The organism is Rivularia sp. UHCC 0363, assembly GCF_034931125.1.
Lineage (GTDB): Bacteria > Cyanobacteriota > Cyanobacteriia > Cyanobacteriales > Nostocaceae > Rivularia.
The window spans coordinates 38,638-56,784 of sequence record NZ_JAYGHM010000012.1 but is presented as its reverse complement, the minus strand read 5'-3'; the positions used below and the strand labels follow the sequence as shown (position 1 = coordinate 56,784).

The 18,147-nt window shown below is 38.7% G+C and carries 17 protein-coding genes; 11 read left to right on the top strand and 6 right to left on the bottom strand.

Features of this window, described 5'->3' with window-relative positions; translation table 11 throughout:
* Positions 1–155: 155 nt before the first annotated feature.
* A complete protein-coding gene (gene ctpA / locus VB797_RS09345; RefSeq protein WP_323237397.1) occupies positions 156–1,403 on the bottom strand; it encodes a carboxyl-terminal processing protease CtpA in 1,248 nt (415 codons plus the stop codon).
* A gap of 397 nt (positions 1,404–1,800) precedes the next feature.
* On the opposite strand from ctpA, the gene petB reads away from it, so the two are divergent.
* The 5 genes from petB (at position 1,801) to VB797_RS09320 (ending at position 6,524) form a co-directional block, all read left to right on the top strand.
* Positions 1,801–2,448 carry a cytochrome b6 gene (gene petB / locus VB797_RS09340; protein WP_323237396.1) on the top strand — a complete coding sequence of 216 codons (648 nt, stop codon included), beginning with the start codon at positions 1,801–1,803 and terminating at the stop codon, positions 2,446–2,448.
* Positions 2,449–2,668: 220 nt separating this feature from the next.
* Positions 2,669–3,151, top strand: coding sequence for a cytochrome b6-f complex subunit IV (gene petD / locus VB797_RS09335; RefSeq protein WP_323237395.1), 483 nt, complete (start codon positions 2,669–2,671; stop codon positions 3,149–3,151).
* A 577-nt stretch (positions 3,152–3,728) separates the two neighbouring features.
* Positions 3,729–4,166 (top strand): anti-sigma regulatory factor, encoded by a 438-nt coding sequence (locus VB797_RS09330; protein ID WP_323237394.1) that lies wholly within the window; start codon positions 3,729–3,731, stop codon positions 4,164–4,166.
* 539 nt (positions 4,167–4,705) lie between these two features.
* Positions 4,706–5,890 carry a glycosyltransferase gene (locus VB797_RS09325; RefSeq protein ID WP_323237393.1) on the top strand — a complete coding sequence of 395 codons (1,185 nt, stop codon included), beginning with the start codon at positions 4,706–4,708 and terminating at the stop codon, positions 5,888–5,890.
* A 262-nt stretch (positions 5,891–6,152) separates the two neighbouring features.
* On the top strand, positions 6,153–6,524 hold the full coding sequence (locus tag VB797_RS09320; RefSeq protein ID WP_323237392.1) for a hypothetical protein: 372 nt from the start codon (positions 6,153–6,155) through the stop codon (positions 6,522–6,524).
* Positions 6,525–6,818: 294 nt separating this feature from the next.
* Here the strand turns inward: VB797_RS09320 and VB797_RS09315 are convergent, their stop codons facing one another.
* Entirely contained in the window at positions 6,819–7,259 is a 441-nt protein-coding gene (locus VB797_RS09315; protein ID WP_323237391.1) for a hypothetical protein, read from the bottom strand.
* Between the two features lie 339 nt (positions 7,260–7,598).
* Here VB797_RS09315 and VB797_RS09310 point away from each other — a divergent pair, with 339 nt between their 5' ends.
* The 4 genes from VB797_RS09310 (at position 7,599) to VB797_RS09295 (ending at position 10,932) form a co-directional block, all read left to right on the top strand.
* Positions 7,599–7,943, top strand: a complete 345-nt coding sequence (locus tag VB797_RS09310) for a hypothetical protein (protein ID WP_323237390.1) — start codon at positions 7,599–7,601, stop codon at positions 7,941–7,943.
* A 56-nt stretch (positions 7,944–7,999) separates the two neighbouring features.
* The gene (locus VB797_RS09305) at positions 8,000–10,144 is read left to right on the top strand and encodes a pentapeptide repeat-containing protein (protein WP_323237389.1); all 2,145 of its coding nucleotides are present in this window, start codon (positions 8,000–8,002) and stop codon (positions 10,142–10,144) included.
* Complete coding sequence (locus tag VB797_RS09300; protein WP_323237388.1) at positions 10,135–10,272, top strand: hypothetical protein; 138 nt, start codon at positions 10,135–10,137, stop codon at positions 10,270–10,272. Before VB797_RS09305 ends, VB797_RS09300 begins: the two co-directional genes overlap by 10 nt.
* Before the next feature lie 165 nt (positions 10,273–10,437).
* On the top strand, positions 10,438–10,932 hold the full coding sequence (locus VB797_RS09295; protein ID WP_323237387.1) for a hypothetical protein: 495 nt from the start codon (positions 10,438–10,440) through the stop codon (positions 10,930–10,932).
* Positions 10,933–10,966: 34 nt separating this feature from the next.
* Here the strand turns inward: VB797_RS09295 and VB797_RS09290 are convergent, their stop codons facing one another.
* Complete coding sequence (locus tag VB797_RS09290; RefSeq protein WP_323237386.1) at positions 10,967–12,541, bottom strand: FAD-dependent oxidoreductase; 1,575 nt, start codon at positions 12,539–12,541, stop codon at positions 10,967–10,969.
* Positions 12,542–12,865: 324 nt separating this feature from the next.
* Here VB797_RS09290 and VB797_RS09285 point away from each other — a divergent pair, with 324 nt between their 5' ends.
* The gene (locus tag VB797_RS09285; protein ID WP_323237385.1) at positions 12,866–13,126 is read left to right on the top strand and encodes a hypothetical protein; all 261 of its coding nucleotides are present in this window, start codon (positions 12,866–12,868) and stop codon (positions 13,124–13,126) included.
* Positions 13,127–13,224: 98 nt separating this feature from the next.
* On the opposite strand, the gene VB797_RS09280 is transcribed toward VB797_RS09285, so the two are convergent.
* The 3 genes from VB797_RS09280 to VB797_RS09270 form a co-directional block, all read right to left on the bottom strand.
* Positions 13,225–13,755, bottom strand: coding sequence for a pentapeptide repeat-containing protein (locus VB797_RS09280; RefSeq protein ID WP_323237384.1), 531 nt, complete (start codon positions 13,753–13,755; stop codon positions 13,225–13,227).
* A 276-nt stretch (positions 13,756–14,031) separates the two neighbouring features.
* The gene (locus VB797_RS09275) at positions 14,032–15,042 is read right to left on the bottom strand and encodes an SGNH/GDSL hydrolase family protein (RefSeq protein ID WP_323237383.1); all 1,011 of its coding nucleotides are present in this window, start codon (positions 15,040–15,042) and stop codon (positions 14,032–14,034) included.
* Positions 15,043–15,140: 98 nt separating this feature from the next.
* Positions 15,141–16,322 (bottom strand): aminotransferase class V-fold PLP-dependent enzyme, encoded by a 1,182-nt coding sequence (locus VB797_RS09270; protein WP_323237382.1) that lies wholly within the window; start codon positions 16,320–16,322, stop codon positions 15,141–15,143.
* 224 nt (positions 16,323–16,546) lie between these two features.
* On the opposite strand from VB797_RS09270, the gene VB797_RS09265 reads away from it, so the two are divergent.
* Positions 16,547–18,091 carry a TM0106 family RecB-like putative nuclease gene (locus VB797_RS09265; RefSeq protein WP_323237381.1) on the top strand — a complete coding sequence of 515 codons (1,545 nt, stop codon included), beginning with the start codon at positions 16,547–16,549 and terminating at the stop codon, positions 18,089–18,091.
* Positions 18,092–18,147 lie beyond the last annotated feature (56 nt).

The following is an 18,147-nucleotide window of genomic DNA, read 5'->3' as shown; positions in this document are numbered from 1 at the left end:
AAAGGTCAAAGGTTAAAGGTCAAAGGTTAAAGGTCAAAGATTAAAAGTAATAACTCCTAACTCCTAACTCCTCATTCCTAACTCCTAACTCTTAACTCCTCATTCCTAACTCCTCATTCCTAACTCCTAACTCCTCATTCCTAACTCCTAACTCCTCACTGTTGACTGCTGACTGCTAACTGCTCACTGTTTGCTGTTTCTTGTAAAAGTTCTACCGCTGCTTGATATTGAGTATCTGATGAAGTTGCTATCTCTTGCAGTTTTATTGGTTCAAAGGGAATTACTTTGTCCGGAGTAATGCCTAATTTGTTAATGTCTCGATGACTGGGGGTTTCATATTTAGCGATCGTCACCGCTAAGCCAGAACCATCTGATAATTCAAATAACGATTGAATTAAGCCTTTACCAAAAGTTTTTTCTCCGACAAGAGTTGCACGATGATTGTCTTGTAATGCACCGGCAAGAATTTCACTCGCGCTAGCTGTTCCTTGATTAACTAATATAACTAACGGATCATGGGTTAATGCTGGACTAAAAGATTCAAAGCTGCCTTGAATACCTTGGCGATTTACCGTATAAACTACAATATTTGGATCTAACCACAAACGAGCAATTTCTATTCCGGCTTGCAACAAACCACCAGGATTGTTCCGTAAATCCAAAATGTAGCTATCAGCGCCTTTTTTCTCTAATTCGTCGATCGCGTGAGCTAATTCTGTAGGAGCGTTAGCGTTGAATTGAGTCAAGCGAATATAGCCGATATTATTTTCCTGCTCTTTTTGCAATTTCGCAATTACGGGATTCAAAGTAATGCGATCGCGCACAATTATAACCGATTGGGTTGAAGCACCATCTCTCTCAATAACTAAGCTAACAGTACTTCCTATTTTACCGCGCATTAACGAAGCGGCTTCGTCAAGAGTGAGATTTTCAGTCGGGGTATCTTCAATTTTGGTAATGCGATCGCGCGACTGAATTCCTGCTTTTTCTGCTGGTGAACCTGCAATAGGAGCAACAACTTCTAATTTACCTGTGGAGTCAAGAGCAATTTGCAATCCGACACCAGTCAATTCCCCAGAAGTATTCACTTGTAGACTGCGATATTGTTGCGGGTCTAAAAATCTGGTAAAAGGGTCATCAAGGGTTTTGAGCATATTTTGGATGGCTTCATAAGCAGAAGAACTATCTTCTAAAGGTGCTTTTAAAGCTTTTTGCCGCACTTGCGCCCAATTTTGATGATTAAATGTGTCGTCTAAATAAGTATGGTTGACAATTCTCCAAGCTTGAGAAACTAGTTTTTGTTCGTCTGTTAAAGCGAGTGCGGGAAAGCAAAAGCTACCAAATGCTAGCAAAAACGCCATCGTGAAGGATAAAATACCGCGAAAAACCTTTAAATTGTCCATATAGATTTTTTTTCTTGATTTTCAACCATAATTACTCATCTTAAAGGCGCATCCGCAACCTTGGATAAGATGAAATCTATCTCTCGATTATGTTACTTTTTTCTATAGAAGTGCTACGTTGCCACTACTGATGTCGGGCAAATGACTTCTAAAAATTGGGCAAACAACGCCCATGAAACGCTATGATCTACTTTGTATCCATATCTTTTTTGGGCTTGGCTGCATAGTACGCAATATATTCCCTCCGCAGAGAGTGTAAGTGTTTCTTAAAACTATTAACACTCTGACAGCAAAAAAGTAAATTTATTTTATTGCTGTTTGCTCAAGTCTCAATTATCGCATAGTCGATAATTGGGATAATTATCAACCGCAATTTATATCTAGGAATCTGGGCTGTATGACCAACGTTTATGACTGGTTTGAGGAGCGCTTAGAAATCCAAGCGCTTGCTGATGATGTGACAAGTAAGTACGTCCCTCCCCACGTAAATATTTTCTATTGCTTGGGTGGAATTACTCTTACTTGCTTTTTAATCCAGTTTGCAACTGGGTTTGCAATGACCTTTTACTACAAGCCAACCGTTGCTGAAGCTTATTCTTCAGTACAGTTCATCATGAATGAAGTCAACTTTGGCTGGTTGATTCGCTCCGTTCACCGCTGGTCTGCCAGCATGATGGTGTTAATGATGATTTTACACACCTTCAGAGTTTATCTGACTGGTGGTTTCAAAAAGCCCCGTGAATTAACTTGGGTAACTGGTGTCATCCTCGCTGTAATTACCGTATCTTTCGGTGTAACAGGTTACTCTTTACCTTGGGACCAAGTAGGCTATTGGGCTGTAAAAATTGTTAGTGGTGTACCCGAAGCAATTCCTGTAGTCGGAGTTTTAATTTCTGACCTGCTGCGTGGCGGTTCTAGTGTCGGACAAGCTACTTTGACTCGTTACTACAGCGCTCATACGTTTGTATTACCTTGGCTGATTGCAGTGTTTATGCTGGCTCATTTCTTGATGATCCGCAAACAAGGTATTTCCGGTCCATTGTAATTCGAGCCTAATTTAAGTAATATTCCCAACTTTGTGTTGAGGAATATGCTTTTTGTCAGCCACAAGTAGCGGTTTGTTTGTTTTAAACTAGTTAATAACAGACAAAAAAAGCAAATCCTTGTATACACAGTTTTAGGGGCTGTAATTCCCTTTAGAACTGCCTGTTAACTGACGGTTTGACCTTCTGAAAATTATTAAACTGAAGCAGAATACCTAAAAAATGGCAACAGTAAAAAAGCCGGATCTAAGCGATCCACAATTAAGAGCTAAATTGGCAAAAGGCATGGGTCACAATTACTACGGTGAACCAGCTTGGCCTAATGACTTGCTTTACATCTTCCCAGTTGTAATCATGGGTACTTTCGCTGCGATCGTTGCTCTTGCAGTGTTAGATCCTGCGATGACAGGAGAACCCGCAAATCCTTTCGCAACACCTTTGGAAATTTTACCTGAATGGTATTTATACCCAGTTTTCCAAATTTTGCGTTCTCTTCCTAACAAGCTTTTGGGAGTGTTAGGAATGGCTTCTGTACCTCTGGGACTAATTCTTATTCCCTTTATTGAGAACGTTAACAAGTTCCAAAACCCTTTCCGCCGTCCTGTTGCAACTACCGTGTTCCTCTTCGGAACCTTGGTTACAATCTATTTAGGTATCGGTGCTACCCTGCCTTTAGATAAGTCTCTTACTTTAGGACTATTCTAAATCGTTCGGTTAGGAACCTGTCTCAACGCCTGTAGATTTTCTTATGAAGTGCTTACTGATATGTATGTACTTTTGAGATTTTACAGGCGTTAGTTTTGCTCAGACCTAGGCCCCTTTTAGATAAAATAATTATTTACAAGCGGAAAAAAAGTCCGGTAATCCCAATCTTTCGATGCTTCCATCTGTAAACTATAGTCAGGGTTTTCCTGTGAAGTATAATTAAAATACAATATTTCTTAATCATCTATCCGCTTTATAATGCAGGCATTAGAGAGTAAATTATATTTTTAGATATTTTCAAAAGCTTAGAACCAAAAATTTATTTTTGGGAGTAAATACTATTGCCTAATTACCAAATTATTGACCTGTCAGGATATACTGTAAGGTGGTAATATAATTAACATCTCTAGTCCTTTTAGACTTAAAGATGGGGTTAAGCAAGTTAGTTGCAATTTAAATTTAGGTTATATCTGGGATTTTTTTAATTAAGAAGAGCAAATCAGATTTCAAAATCTAAAGTTTATAAACTATAAAAGATGTAAGTAAAAATAATCCACCTATATTTAAGTCAAGGTCAATGCTAGCAATTGTGGAGCAAGACCATCTGACGGTTAAGAGCGAACTCAAGCTTCTAAACCTGGTACAACAATGGTTTGAACAATTCTGTCTGCGTAATTTGTCTGGGCTTAATTGGCTCGAAAGTCAACAGTATCGACTAAATCTGGCATTAGCTGAAGGCTTTACTAATGCTGTTCGTCATGCACATCAAGCTTTACCACCAGAAACCAACATTGATATTGATGTTTTACTGTGGAATGACAAACTTGAAATTAGAATCTGGGATTACGGCAAACCATTCGATCCAGATGCAATAGCCGAACCAGAACCCGGTACTCTGCAAGTAGGGGGGTATGGGTGGTTTCTATTACGACGATTAGCTGATGAAGTTGTTTACGAACGCGATACGGATGGCAGAAATTGTTTGCTCATCGTCAAGCATGGTAAGCAGGATTAATCAGGAATGGTGTTAAATATAAAATTCTGCTAGTCGAAAAAGTTCAACTTAATTTCAATTTTGGAAACAATCGATGTAGTTAAAATTTAATTGTCGCTGTTTATTTTTTATTTTTAGGTGCCTGTGTTTGTCCTATATTGATCTTAACTTAGGAGTATATGCACAAGCTACTTACATTTTTTTATGTAAAATATTCAATAATTTTTAGTGCAAATTTAGCTCAAATTTAAAGTAAAATTTACAATTGCCGATCGTTGTAAATAAATGTATAAAATAAAAATATTAATACCGTATACACAGCATTAAAGTTAGACTTATAACTTTGTTAAGATTTGACAGCGAGAGTCAAAAAACGCCTAACTATGGATACTAGCGTGGTTTATCGGGCAAAACTCGTTAATTCTTATAATGAAAAATGCTACTAGTTAAAAGAGCTATGTTTAGATATAGCAATTCTTTTCCAAAATTATTAATTAACTTAATTTACCAACTAATGGAATTAATATTATCCGCAGTACTGAGCGAGGGAGTATAAGAAAATGTTGCTGAACAAAACAAATAAAAGCTATAGCTTAAAATTATTTAAAAGTCAACATATTAAGAAACTTAATCATATCTTCGTTTTTTTAGAAGTATTTTCCCGTGAAGGTGGAATTCAATCTTACGTAAAAGATGTATTTCGAGCCTATGAAGCATTACCAGAACCGATAAAAGCAGAAGTATTTTTACTGCGAGATGAGAAAGGCTGCGTCAATCCTTTTGAATCAGAGCGCTTGCAATTTCATTATTTTCAAACCAAGTCTTCTCAACTAGGACGAGCGAGAATGACTTGGGCATTATTAAACCGTTTAATTCACCAACGTCCAGACCATGTATTTTGCGGTCATGCTTACCTAGCACCTTTAGTTGGTATGTTGTGTCAACCTTTGGGAATTCCTTATACCGTAATGACTCACGGCAAAGAAGTTTGGCAGCGTTTACCTAAATTAACCAAAGCAAATCTACAAAAAGCTGAGCAAATTTGGACGGTAAGTCACTATACTCGTGGAATTGCCAGTGATGCGAATGATTTAAATACCGACAAAATCAAAATTTTACCTTGTGCTGTTAATGGCGATCGCTTTACTCCTGGACCAAAACCAGCCGATTTATTAGAACGGTATGGTTTGAGGGGAGCGAAAGTTTTGATGAGCGTAACGCGATTGTGGTCTGGCGATATTTACAAAGGTGTAGATGTTACAATTCAGGCATTATCGCAAATTGCCGAAGTTTTCCCCGAAGTCAAATATTTAATAATTGGACGTGGGGACGACCAACCCCGCTTGGCAAAGTTAGCAGAAGATTTAGGAGTGCAAGACCGAGTTGTCTTTGCTGGATTCGTCCCTACAGAAGAATTAGTATATCATTACCGGCTTGCCGATGCCTATGTTATGCCTTCTCAAGAAGGCTTTGGCATTGTTTATTTAGAAGCGATGGCTTGTGGAGTACCCGTACTATCCGGTGATGCAGATGGTTCGGCTGACCCATTACAAAATGGTAAATTAGGATGGCGAGTACCACACCGCGATCGCGATGCTGTAGCAACAGCCTGTATCGAAATTCTCAAAGGAGATGACCGACGGTGTAATGGAGAGTGGTTAAGAAAAGAAGCTCTTGCATCATTCGGCATAGAAGCCTTTCAAAAACGATTGCAGCAGCAGTTTTTGGAAGGAGTTAGGAGTTAGGAGTTAAGAGTTATCCGATTTTGGATTGTTCATTCCCCGTCTGTACGGGAATTTTTCTACCTCTTCCTCTTCCCAATTATTTAATCTTTGATTTTTTACCAAATACTCAGTACAAATAAAACAAACTATGTAACAGTTGGGTAAATTGATCTTAAAGTCTTGTCCCTATTCCCTATTCCCTTATTCTGATTACGATTTGGTTACACCGACCTACTTATTAGATAAACTCGCTATCCTAGAAGAAGACTTGATAAATTTAAAAATGAGCTTTAAATCCTTTGAATCGAGTTTGACTCATCTACGTCCTTGGCTCACCTTATTAGCAGTTGTTTGGTTGCTAGGGACATTGGGCTTGGGTTGGTTGGTTAATTCATTATTAATTATTATTGGGTTGCTCTTTTTGGCTCCCATTGTGGCTTTTGTCGGGTTTCGCTGGTGGTTACAACGTAATTTGATTGCTGACAATTGTCCGGTTTGTGGAATAGAAATTACGGGTTTAAATAATACTCAGTTAGAATGTCCTAGCTGTGGAGAAAAGTTACTAGTGCAAAATAGAAATCTCAAACGCTTCACTCCCGAAGGAACTATTGACGTGACGGCTGTAGAAGTACCAGCAAAATCAATTGAAGATTAATATTTTATCTTGCTTAAGGTGATATGCAGCTGAATTGTATAAAACGTGAGAATGTTGTAGTGCGAGCCGAAAATCTCGCTATTATTATGTAAATTAAATGCGTAACAACTTATCACTCAACTAAGTCGATTGCCGTTAAAATTTGTCGTTATTAAAAGGTATAAGGCAGAAGGCAGAAGGGAAGAGGCTTTTAGCTGATTTTACTTTTCGTTATATGCTTCTGATTTTTTACACCTTCCTACTTACCCACAATCTAAAATCTAAAATTTAAAATGCTATAGCCTTGACTTTTGACTATTTTTGTGGCATTTTCTGTTGAGATATTGAGAGGGTGTATGTATGCTGCTGTTTAGTCAATTCGCCTATGTATAGCGAGTATTCACCTGCCTGCCAATATCCAGAAATTTCTGGTTTATCTTGGGAGTAACTATCTGCCAATACACAGAAGCGACCTTCTGGACCGTCTATTAACAGTGTTGGTTTTCCTGTACTTTCTACTGTCAACCGTAAATAAGGGAATGATTCTGCAACTTGAATAACCCGATTGGGTTGAGCGCTAATGTTACCACAATTACTTTTTTCAGTTCCTCCAGATTCACCGTTGAGAATTAACGGATCTGGTTGAAAATCGCGTTCAATTTGTATAATTTCTGCTTGGACTAATTGAACGCTGGTGAGAATAAGGCTAATGGTCAAAACAATGGGAGCAAATTTGATTAAAGTAGATTTTTTCATTTTGGATCGTACTCCCGCAGTTAATACCGTATTAGTTAACATAATATTTAATAATATTTAATAAAATCAATCGGGAAAAATCCGAGCTGTTTTTTAGTTAAATACGATTAATATTTTGTTTTTAATTGATAATGTAACTAAATATTAAGCTATATACTTATAGATTCCAAGTCAATAATTATTTTTATAGGCAAAATGGTGTATAGAACGATTAACTAATGAAATTTATAGTTGTATTAAACACAATGAAATTAAATAGAATTACGTACATAGCCGCCAAAAGCGGTATATAAGTTTATTTTTGTTATATAAATTTTCTAACTGAGGTCGAAAATATTGATGAATCCTCAAACTGATGAAAATCTAAGCGAGTATCACCTCCAGAAACTAGTCACCGAAACTGATTCGGACGACTTTAAAGTTGCCTCCTCAACAATTTTGCCAACGTCTATAAAATACGCTGGTGTTCCTTACTACATAATCAAAATTATCGGTTGGTTCTGGCATTTACCAAATTTAGCAAAGCCTCTTATTTTAGCTGTAGGATTTTTACTTGGTTTTGCTATCTTACAATCAGTACTGAAATTGATTGCTTCTGTTATAAGTATGGCATTGCTGGCAGGATTAGTTTACCTTGGATACAATTTTTTCGTAGCTGGTAACAATCCTCAAATAAAAGAATAATTTATTTCTACCTACGCAAATTTTGCGTAGAAATTAATTTATAGGGAAAAAGGTAAATGGCAACTCCAACAGTGAGGAGAAGTGGAAATCAATTGAGACATCCAAAGCAACCCCGAAAAACCAGTCCGCTTTCGCTCTCTTCGCGGCGCGTTGCGGCTTGGGTGGCAGAAATCACGCTTTGTGTTGTCAGTGCTGCGATCCCTTTTGGGATTGGGGCGTATATCAACACTAAAACTAATATGGAGCGCGTACCGCTCAATCCTGTATTGGTTGCAGCAGAAAGAACAGTAGCCTATCCTTTGGCTTTACCTATAAGTTACGGTACTCGTAATGTTGCCTGGTCTACTAATTTGTTGTGGACAGTAGCAATATTAGCGCCCCTGTCACTGACTTGTTGGCAATGGTATTTGTTAGCGAAAACGGGAAGTACTATTCCCAAGCGTTGGTTTGGCATTAAAGTTGTGAATGAAAAAGGTCAACCCCCCGGTTTCGGAGCAGTTGTGCTGCGAGAAGGTAGTCGCTGGGTCGTGCCTATGTCAGTTGCTTATATGTTGTGGCGCTACACTTTATTGTTCCCTCATCTCGGAGTTTTTACGGTACTAGCATTGTTGATGTTGGTTGCCGAAACAATGGGTTTTCCTTGGCTGCGGCAAGGTAGATCGCTCCATGACAGAATTGCGGATACCTATACGATAGATGCCACAGTTCCTTTTGAACTTTCGCTTCTACGTAGTAAGAGTATGTCTGGGTGGACACAGAGAGACGAAGAAGCAGCAATCGAATCAATTGTAGTTACACCCCAGCTACAGCAAAATAATGACCGATGGATGTGGATGCGGCAAAACCCCAGCATGACTTTATTGGGAGTAGCGCTGCTAAGCATGGCTGGTGTATTGATAACTTTAGTCGGTACTCAAGTTTATATTCAAAATAAGCAAAATCAACAAGCAACTAACCTAAGCAACAATAAGCAGTTTTTGGTACTCAAGCAGCAGTTGGATGGTAATTCTGGAGCTAGTAAACAAGAACGTCAGCGGACAATTGTAGCTTTAGGAACCCTCAAGGATTTTCAGGCTACTCAATTTCTTGTTGGTTTGTTGGTTAAAGAAAACGATCCAATTATATTAGAAACTATTCAGCAAGCTTTGGTCAGTATTGGTCCTGCGGCTATTCCCGAACTCAAGCGGATGAATCTTTTACTTGAAGGTGAGTTGGATTTTATTGCTAGCAATGCTACTCAAGAAAGGGAATTGCGAGAAAAAAGTTTGTATACAAACCAGCAGGCAATTAATAAAATACTATTTGTTTACAACGGTAAAACAAATGGTATTGACTTGAGCCGCGTCCAACTATCTCAGGATTCTGGAAATAATTCTACTTTCAGCTTGGCATTAGACAAAGTTGATATGTGGGGAATTAATTTCAAGTACGCGAATTTGGATAGAGCTAGTTTCAGGGGTAGTCGCTTTCGCGGACCGGGTGAAGATGGTCGCTGGGATACCTATGATGATTGGATTACCGACTTGAGTCAAGCTGAGCTAAAACAAGCCGATTTAAGTAGTGCTAATCTTAGTCGCGTCTTAATGGTGCGTACTAATTTAAGCGGTGCGAATTTGAATGAAGCTAACCTATTAGCAGCGCGTTTAGTTGGTGCAAATCTTAGTAGCGCTAGGCTCGCAAAAGCCGATTTGCGTGGTGCTATTTTAGAAAATGCCAGCCTTACAGGAGCAGATCTAGGTGAAGCTAAGTTGAATGATGCCGATTTATACGGCGCTCGTTTAGGTCGCACGATCGCGATCGGTACGCAGTTATCTAATGCCAATTTAATCAAAACTGAATGGCAAGGAGCAGACTTGTCGTCAGCTTATCTTGACCGCGCTAATTTAAGTAATGCTAATCTAAGTGCTGCACGACTTACTGGTGCTATTTTAAGCTCTACCAATTTGCAAAATGCCAACTTCCGCAATGCTGACCTTAGTCTTGCAGATTTGCGGGGTGCAAATTTAGCAGGAGCAGATTTTCAAGGAACAATACTCTCCCCAACACAGCAAAATCCAGAAGACCAATTTGTCGAAACTCCCACTACCGGAAGTCAATCCGCTGTTGTCAAAGGAGTTGATTTTAGTCAAGTTCAAAATTTGGATACTAAGCAGTTAGCTTATATTTGTACTCAGGGGGGTATTCATAATAAGTGTCCGTAAGGGAGAATGGGGGACAAGGAGATGGGGAGATGGGGAGATGGGGAGATGGGGAGATGGGGGGACAATTACCAATTCGCAATACCCTTCCCTACGGGACACCTTGCGGTGAACGGGAACACCTCCGGTGAACGCAATTCGCAATTACTAACTCTTCACTCTTAACTCCTAACTCCTAACTCCTAACTCCTAATTCCTAATTCCTAACTCCTAACTTTAGTCAAATGCATTCGTTGTTAAAATCTGCAATTTAAAATCTAAAATCTAAAATCCAAAATCGTGTGGGGAACTACAAAATGAAGTATCTTAAATGTTTAGCGTCCGTACTTTTAATTAGCTCAGGTTTGAGTTCAGATCTATTCGCAAAACCCGCACAAGCTCAAGTTGCATACGGTAGTTATGTTGGTGTGGGTCCGACTGTTGGTATCTCTGATGGAGCGCAACTTGGGGGAGTTCTTGCTGTCCGCTATAAGCTTTTAGAAACACCGATATCTTTTCGTACTCAAGCTTTAATCGGTGAAAGTACGGCGGTTGTTCCTATGGTTTCTTACGATGTCCCTCTTAATTGGCAAACTGATGCTTATTTGGGGGCTGGATTAGTTTTGGCTGGTGGTGATACACCTTCCCCCGTCGGTAATAAAATTAGTTTTGCTTTACAACCTGGTGTTGATTACATGGTACCCAACAGTAACACCGTAATTTTTGGTAATGCAATTATTGCTTTTGATGCTTACCGTGATAAAAGTGGTACTGCTGTCTCGGTACAGGGTGGTGTCGGTTTAAGGTTTTAACCTGTCTGTTGTACAAGGTCTTGAGAAAACTGCTTCAAGCTACAATCCCATACTCAAATTCACGTAGTTCTTGTGCTTGGGCTATGTAATTTTGACCGTAGATTTTAGCGATTCGTCCGGTTTGAAATAAGACGTTTCGCATTTCTTGGTTGGAAAATTCGGCGAGGTTGGTATTACTCAGAAGTGCCATTGCTGCGGCAATACCAATTCCTTGTCCAACCCCGCAATTGAATTCTACAATTCTACCGGCAGAGCAAGCGTAGCCCTCGAATCCTGAAGCCGGACTAATAACTGCTAAGTTAGATATATCTCTAATTAAAGCGTGTTGAATGCCGATATTAAATAGGGGTTGTTGCAGGTGTAAAAGATTATTAATCCGTTTTCGTTCTGCTCTGGTACCTAAACCTTTGATACCGCCACGAATATCAAAATGATAACCAAAGGTTCCTAAAGCTTCATCTTGACGAACTCCCCCTGCAAGCATTTCTGCGCCGGTTAACGGGTCAATTACTCCTGTAACGTTGCCTACGTGGCGAATGTATAATTCGGAAGCTGGAGTAACTGTATTTGCACCAATAGCTTTAAACCACTGAATTACATAATCCATTTCTGCAAGCATTTGTGAGGTAGGTTTGGCCTTACCTCGTGCTAATGCTTCTGCTTGATCGGCATTTACATCATATAGAAATGCATTCCAAGATAATCTATCATCTGAAAGAATAGCAACGTTACCGTTATCGAGGATTGCGCCACTTTTTTCTAAAATTAAGGGAGTTCCTCGGAAGGAATGATAAGCGATAGAAAGGGCTTTACAGCGGATATCAATGTAGTCTTTACCAACATACATGGTTTTGAAGTTGCCGTTGCGATCGACTAAATCTTCTCTAAGAAAATTGGCTATTTCTGGGTCATTACCTGCGGCTTGATTTAACCACTGTTGAGCGTGTATGTCATTGAGGTTGGTAAAGCGTTCTAAATAAAGTTTTTCTATATATTGGAGTCTTTGTACGCTCAAACCTTGAGTTTGGAATACTAAGGTTACTGAAAGTTCTGAATCTGGTAAGCCAAAAGTTTCAAAACCTTTAAGTTTTTTCACTCCCGCAGCTTGTGCTAATTCTGCATTTACGGTGGAATCGATAAACTGTTTGGCTAAATAAGTTTCGCGTTTAGTTAAATTAATGCCAACAATTTTATTCTGTTGTTTGATAACCGATTCAATTTCAATATTGCTTAATATATCAGCGCGAATTTCTGCCAACATCTCCCGCAATACTTGACTGGCTTTAGTTGGATCTAAAGCAACTTGGACTACTCCAACTCTTTGCAGAAACTCTTCGTAAATCGCGGGTGCGTCACCGAAAGAATCAAGGTTGTGCGATCGCCGAATTTCTAGGGGAATTGAAGACCGATCTAAGTAGCTTAAACCACCGCGTACTAAGTGTCCGCCTACACCTTGTCGCGAATCACCTTTGAACATTAATAAGCTGCGGGGGTATTTATTTGTACGGCGATAATATTCCCGTGCGGCACAGATTAAACTCAGGATACCAGGAAGTTCATCTCCAAAAGCAATGATGTCATAGGTACGAGTTGTGTATGTTTGAGGCATAATTTTTTTTCATAATTATTAATTCTTAAGAAAATCAACAATGTATATGTTTATGATTACGGAAACTGTAAGGTACCCGGTTAGGGTACTTTGAAATGTTAGGTAGCTTCGACACCATAGCGTAAGTAGATAGGTGTAATTAAATATTAGATAAGACCTCACCACGCCACTTGCTACAACGCGGGAAACCCGCGCAACGCAGTGGCTTCTCAATCCCTCTCCTTATTAAGGAGAGGGAAGCTTTTGAAGGGAACTTAGTTATTAATTAATACTTCTAATTAATGTCGCTTAGTTAAATCACCTGAAAACAAGGAAATAATAAACGTGAATTTTTCATTTGGTAGAGCTACAACTGAGGTAAATCGTCAACAAATTAAACAGGTTAAAGAATGGATTTACCAATGTTTAAATATAGATGAAGAAATTTCTATTTCTCTAAGTCAATTACAGTGTACTGAGCCAGACTGTCCTCCAATTGAAACAGTAATTTCAATAATGAAAAACCCCGTACAGCAATACAAAATTCATAAAAAAATTGCGGATATTGAATATTCTGATATTTCTATTCTTGTTGGAAATAGTTAAATTTTGATGTATTTGAGATGAAGGATAAATGCATCGTTACGACGGATGTAGCAGTGAGACGTAGCAGTGCTACGTCTCTACAAATAAAACAAAAAATACTAGTGACTACCACTCCAACTGATCCATCTAGGAGATACACCTACGTGGGTTTCTTGACTTATGATGTGATTGGTTAAGTTCGCACCATTAATATATGCTTCATTGATGTTGCTATCGGTCAAATTGGCATAGTCAAGATTAGCTTTAGTTAAATCAGCACCGCTGAGTTCTGCTTCTGCGAGATTCGCTTCATACATATTCGTATTTACTAGGTTTGCACCCCGTAAATCAGCTTTTCGTAAGTTAGCTCTTTCTAAATTGGCATTTGTTAGGTCTGCACCAATTAAGTTTGTTTCGCTCAGATTTGCGTTGCTTAAATCGGCTCCATTCAAATCTGCATCAGTTAGATTTGCTCGACTTAAATTGCACCCCCTTAATTTAGCTCCGCTTAAATCGGCTCCGCTTAAATCTGCTGCACATAAGTTTATACTGATTAATTCAGTATTTTTAAGATTTGCTTGATGCAAAACCGCTCCACTAAAATCTTGTTCTCCTGCTTCGTATCGGCTTACAAGTTTATTAGCGTCCATATTATTCACCTTTTTGCTTTTAGCAATAGATTTTATAAATCGAGATCTATTTATTAACGGTAACGCTGTTAATTTACGTATTGAGCTATTTACTTTCTCGAATTTTAAGTTAAACTCAATAAGCTCATTCTGCTAAAATTTTCATGAGGTGGAACGTTTACTTCAAGTAAATATGCAAAAGTACTAAAAAGTTTTCTTTTCTTATTAAAAGTTTTATTTAAACTAAACTATATTATGTTGATTTTAAGACGTAGTATTACTACGTCTATATATTAATTATTTTGGTTGGGATAATTCAGCTTTAGAGTTGTTTTTTGGGTCTTTTTGGAATAATTCGGTTAGTTTTTGTTGAATCTTTTCACTAATTAACTGATTTCCTTTTAAATTGAAGTGGATGTGGTCGTGATATAAAGCTTTGGGATTTTGGGAATTGAATTGGGAATTGAATATAGGTAGAAAATCTATATAGGTGATTCCTTGAGATTGAGTAAAATTTTGTAGACGTTGACGTGCTTTAATTTCGTAATCTCTGGGTCCTGGTTCCCCAATTTCTCGTAATAAGGGAGTCATAGCTAGTAGAAATTGAGCGTTGTTTGCGCGGGTGAATTCTTGGATTTGACCAACAGCTTCCAAATTAATACTAACGCGATCAGCTTCGCTGCGTCCTTCGCCATTTTCGTTTTGGATTTCTTTAAGTCCCGGTATGGGTTTCGGCTTGAGAATGTAGCGGTTGAATACTTCCGCTAATGCAAATGGTGGTTTTTGTGATGGATAATTGCGATCGCGTCCGACTGGTAATGAAGTTGGTGCGGTGGAAAATAAATCATCGGTATTAATTAGCAAGACTACAGCTTTTGCACCGAAGCTACCAAACCGTTGTAAGTAAGCAAGTTCGTTTCTTGGACCCCAAGAATTGGCTGAAGCGTTTAAGACTTCGACTTGCGTAGATAAATTAAATGTCAAAGAACCCATCATCAAGTTAGAAATTGTCCGATCTTGGTCAGTCCACCAACCACCATTCGCGATCGAATCTCCTAAAAGCAAAATTCGCAAGCTTGATGGTGAAGGTACTTGTTGAATATTTACACCCCGCATCGAATACTGATTAATTTCGATACGATTACCAAAACGACGGGTACGTTGAGAAGGAGTTAATAAATAACCAATTTTTTCATCACCAATATAAGTTAGAGGATTACCAAAACCAAATAGCGATCGCAATCCAATTTCTGTAACTACAAGCAATCCGATAATCGCTGCAACAATAATTAATAAAGCAAATCTCACTTTTTAATACCTTCTTTCGTGTAATGGCACAAATTACACCAATATACACGAAGAAAAAGTTAGGAGTGAGGAATTACCAATTACCAATTACCAATTACCTATTTACAAAATCCCTCAATTTCCTCAACTAGTCGATCAATTTCAGATTCTAAAGTGAAGTAGTGGACGCAAGCACGGACGCAATCGGGGTCGGCAATTGTACGGGTAAATATTCCTTTCGCTTCCAAAAATTTGACTAATTCCAAACTGGTCTTAGATTTATTTTCCAATTGAAATGAAACTAAACCCGATTCGGGGGGAGAATTTCGCAAACATCTAATAACTGATACTGCCATTAATTTGTTCCAGAGGTACTCGCTGTTACGACAAATTTGTTGGTAACGTTGCTCGGATGTACCCCATTTTTGATGTACTGAAATAGATTCGGTTAAACTAATGTAAAAAGGATAAGCTGAAGTTGCGATTTCATATCTTTCCCCGCTTTCCTGCCATTTTACAGGTTGAGCTTGACCATCGATGATAACACTACGCCAACCGACAAAGGTAGGATAAAGAGTGTCTCGTTCTTGGGGACGCACGTACAAACCTCCGACACCGGGAGGTCCACACAACCATTTATGACCTGTAAACGCATAAAAATCTACCCCTAATTCGCTAAGATTTAATGACAATAATCCTACCGACTGCGCTGCGTCTACCATTAATTTTGTATTATTATTTCTACAGCAGACTACTATTTTTTCTAGGGGTAAAACTTGTCCCGTATTCCAAAGTACGTGACTTAACGCTACCATACGGGTACTGGGACGCAAATGTTGAGCGATTATTGCTACAGGGTCGCCATCATTTAAAGTTGCCATGATTGGGCAAGTAGTCACTTCTACAGAAAATCTACGTGCTATTTCGTTAGCGGTAGCAATGATTCCGGGATGCTCGCAATCAGTTAGAAGTATATGGTCGCCTGCTTTCCAGTCAATACCCCACATAGCAATATTGCAGCCAACGGTTACATCTTCAGTAAGTGTAATTGTCTCCGATGGTACATTCAACTCGGTTGCGATCGCTACTCTAGTGGCTTTAGTCTGTTGTATAAGCCAAGCATTAACTTCGCTACCAAAAGGACCGATTCGCTGAATTTCATCTTGGGCTTGAATTACGGCATTCATAGCCGTTTGCGGCATCGGTCCTTGACCTCCGAAGTTAAAATAAGCTTTATTCGCTAAAGCAGGAAATTGTTGTCGATATTGATGCAACTTTGTTTGTGTAGCAGATATACTCATACCAATTTTAGATTTTAGATTTTGGGTTTTAGATTAGGAAACGGGTTAAAAGTGAGGATTTTTCTACTTTATATATAAGGAATTTTTAACGATAAATTCAACTTTTAAATATTTCAAATCTATTTTTCTGACTTTACCAATCCCAATAGGGAACAGACACACAATATCAACTTTGGTTATCTCCATTACTCCCAGATTGCGCTAATTCTTGCTAATTTAAAAGAATGTTAATTAATGCCGAATTACTACTACAATATCAAAAGTGTAAACGCCGACCGTTTTTGAATCTTCGCGGCGATAAAAATCAGCAAGATGCTCCTAGTGACTTGCTTTTAAAGCTATATCAAGATAAATTTGCTCATAAAAAAAAGGTTTTAGAAAAACTAAGTTATCAACGTCCCAAGTTTTCCAATGGGGAACCCAAAACCGCAGAAGCGGCAACTTTTGAATTGATGGAACAGGGAGTTGAGTACATTTATAAGGGAATACTGACAACAAGTTATACTGACGAACATACTTTGTTAGCACGTCCCGATTTACTCATCAAGCAGGAGGGAAATTCAAGATTTGGAGATTGGATGTACGTTCCTGCCAGAGTTGAATTAGGTAAGCGTCCCAAACAAGAATACCAAGTTATTGCCGCATTTTACGCTTTTGTTTTAGCAGCAGTGCAGCAAGTTGAGGTGGAAACGGCTTGGTTGATGTTGCGTGGGAAGGAAACAAGATATCGCGTAGATCTAGAAAAATGGATACCTCGGATGCAAGAAATACTGGACGAATGCATCCAAACGCTGTATTCTCCAACCCCCCCCGAAGTATTTATTTCGCGTCAAAAGTGCAGTCTTTGCAATTGGTACAGCAGTTGTCATCAAACCGCTTCAAGTCTAAAACATCTTTCCCTGGTACCGGGAGTAACTCCAGGTCGTTACGATTGGTTAAAAACCCTTGATATTACAACTTTAGAAACCCTTGCTCGAACTAATCCTTCAGAATTAGAAGACTTACCCGGTTTTGATCGTCAAGTTGCGACTCAAGTTGTTTTGCAGGGAAAATCTTTACTGGAAGATCGTCCGCTGTTTTTACCACAAGCGTTAGTTGAACAAACGATAACCGAGGAACTTTCAACAATACATCAGTCCTTGCTGAAACCATCAATTCAATATCCCACAATTATAGAAATTGACCCATTAGTATACGAAACTGTTACTTATACAGCCCCCATAGAACTTTATTTTGATATAGAAGCGCAGCCAGATTTGAATTTAAATTATTTATTAGGGGTTTTAGTCGTTGATAGAGAACACGACACCGAACAATTTTATTCTTTCTTAGCAGAAAAGCCAGACGAAGAAAAAATAATTTGGCAGCAATTTTTAGATTTAGTATGGCAATATCCCGACGCACCAATTTATCATTTTTGCGTTTACGAATTCGACACAGTTCAGCGACTAGCAAAAACTCACCGTACCCCCTCCAAAAAGGTATTACCAGTCTTGAATCGATTCGTGGATATCTACGAACAATTAACAGCTACAGTTACATTACCAGTAGAAAGTTACGCATTAAAAGCAATTGCTCGGTGGTTGGGATTTAAATGGCGTGACCCAGAAGCCAGCGGTGCTAAGTGTATTTACTGGTACGATAAATGGTTGAAAACTGGCGATCGCGCTTTATTAGAAATCATCAAACGTTACAACGAAGATGACTGTAGAGCAACCCACAGCGTCAAAGATTGGTTAGTTAACTTTTTTGAAAGTCAATACGACTAAAAGAGTTAGGACTAATTAAGGTTAAAGGTTAAAGGTCAAAGGTTAAAGGTTAAAGG

Bases quoted from the DNA above. Each gene is read 5' to 3' on its own strand.
- ctpA (WP_323237397.1), bottom strand. From the start codon at position 1,403: ATGGACAATTTAAAGGTTTTTCGCGGTATTTTATCCTTCACGATGGCG.
- petB (WP_323237396.1), top strand. From the start codon at position 1,801: ATGACCAACGTTTATGACTGGTTTGAGGAGCGCTTAGAAATCCAAGCG.
- petD (WP_323237395.1), top strand. From the start codon at position 2,669: ATGGCAACAGTAAAAAAGCCGGATCTAAGCGATCCACAATTAAGAGCT.
- VB797_RS09330 (WP_323237394.1), top strand. From the start codon at position 3,729: ATGCTAGCAATTGTGGAGCAAGACCATCTGACGGTTAAGAGCGAACTC.
- VB797_RS09325 (WP_323237393.1), top strand. From the start codon at position 4,706: ATGTTGCTGAACAAAACAAATAAAAGCTATAGCTTAAAATTATTTAAA.
- VB797_RS09320 (WP_323237392.1), top strand. From the start codon at position 6,153: ATGAGCTTTAAATCCTTTGAATCGAGTTTGACTCATCTACGTCCTTGG.
- VB797_RS09315 (WP_323237391.1), bottom strand. From the start codon at position 7,259: ATGAAAAAATCTACTTTAATCAAATTTGCTCCCATTGTTTTGACCATT.
- VB797_RS09310 (WP_323237390.1), top strand. From the start codon at position 7,599: ATGAATCCTCAAACTGATGAAAATCTAAGCGAGTATCACCTCCAGAAA.
- VB797_RS09305 (WP_323237389.1), top strand. From the start codon at position 8,000: ATGGCAACTCCAACAGTGAGGAGAAGTGGAAATCAATTGAGACATCCA.
- VB797_RS09295 (WP_323237387.1), top strand. From the start codon at position 10,438: ATGAAGTATCTTAAATGTTTAGCGTCCGTACTTTTAATTAGCTCAGGT.
- VB797_RS09290 (WP_323237386.1), bottom strand. From the start codon at position 12,541: ATGCCTCAAACATACACAACTCGTACCTATGACATCATTGCTTTTGGA.
- VB797_RS09280 (WP_323237384.1), bottom strand. From the start codon at position 13,755: ATGGACGCTAATAAACTTGTAAGCCGATACGAAGCAGGAGAACAAGAT.
- VB797_RS09270 (WP_323237382.1), bottom strand. From the start codon at position 16,322: ATGAGTATATCTGCTACACAAACAAAGTTGCATCAATATCGACAACAA.
- VB797_RS09265 (WP_323237381.1), top strand. From the start codon at position 16,547: ATGTTAATTAATGCCGAATTACTACTACAATATCAAAAGTGTAAACGC.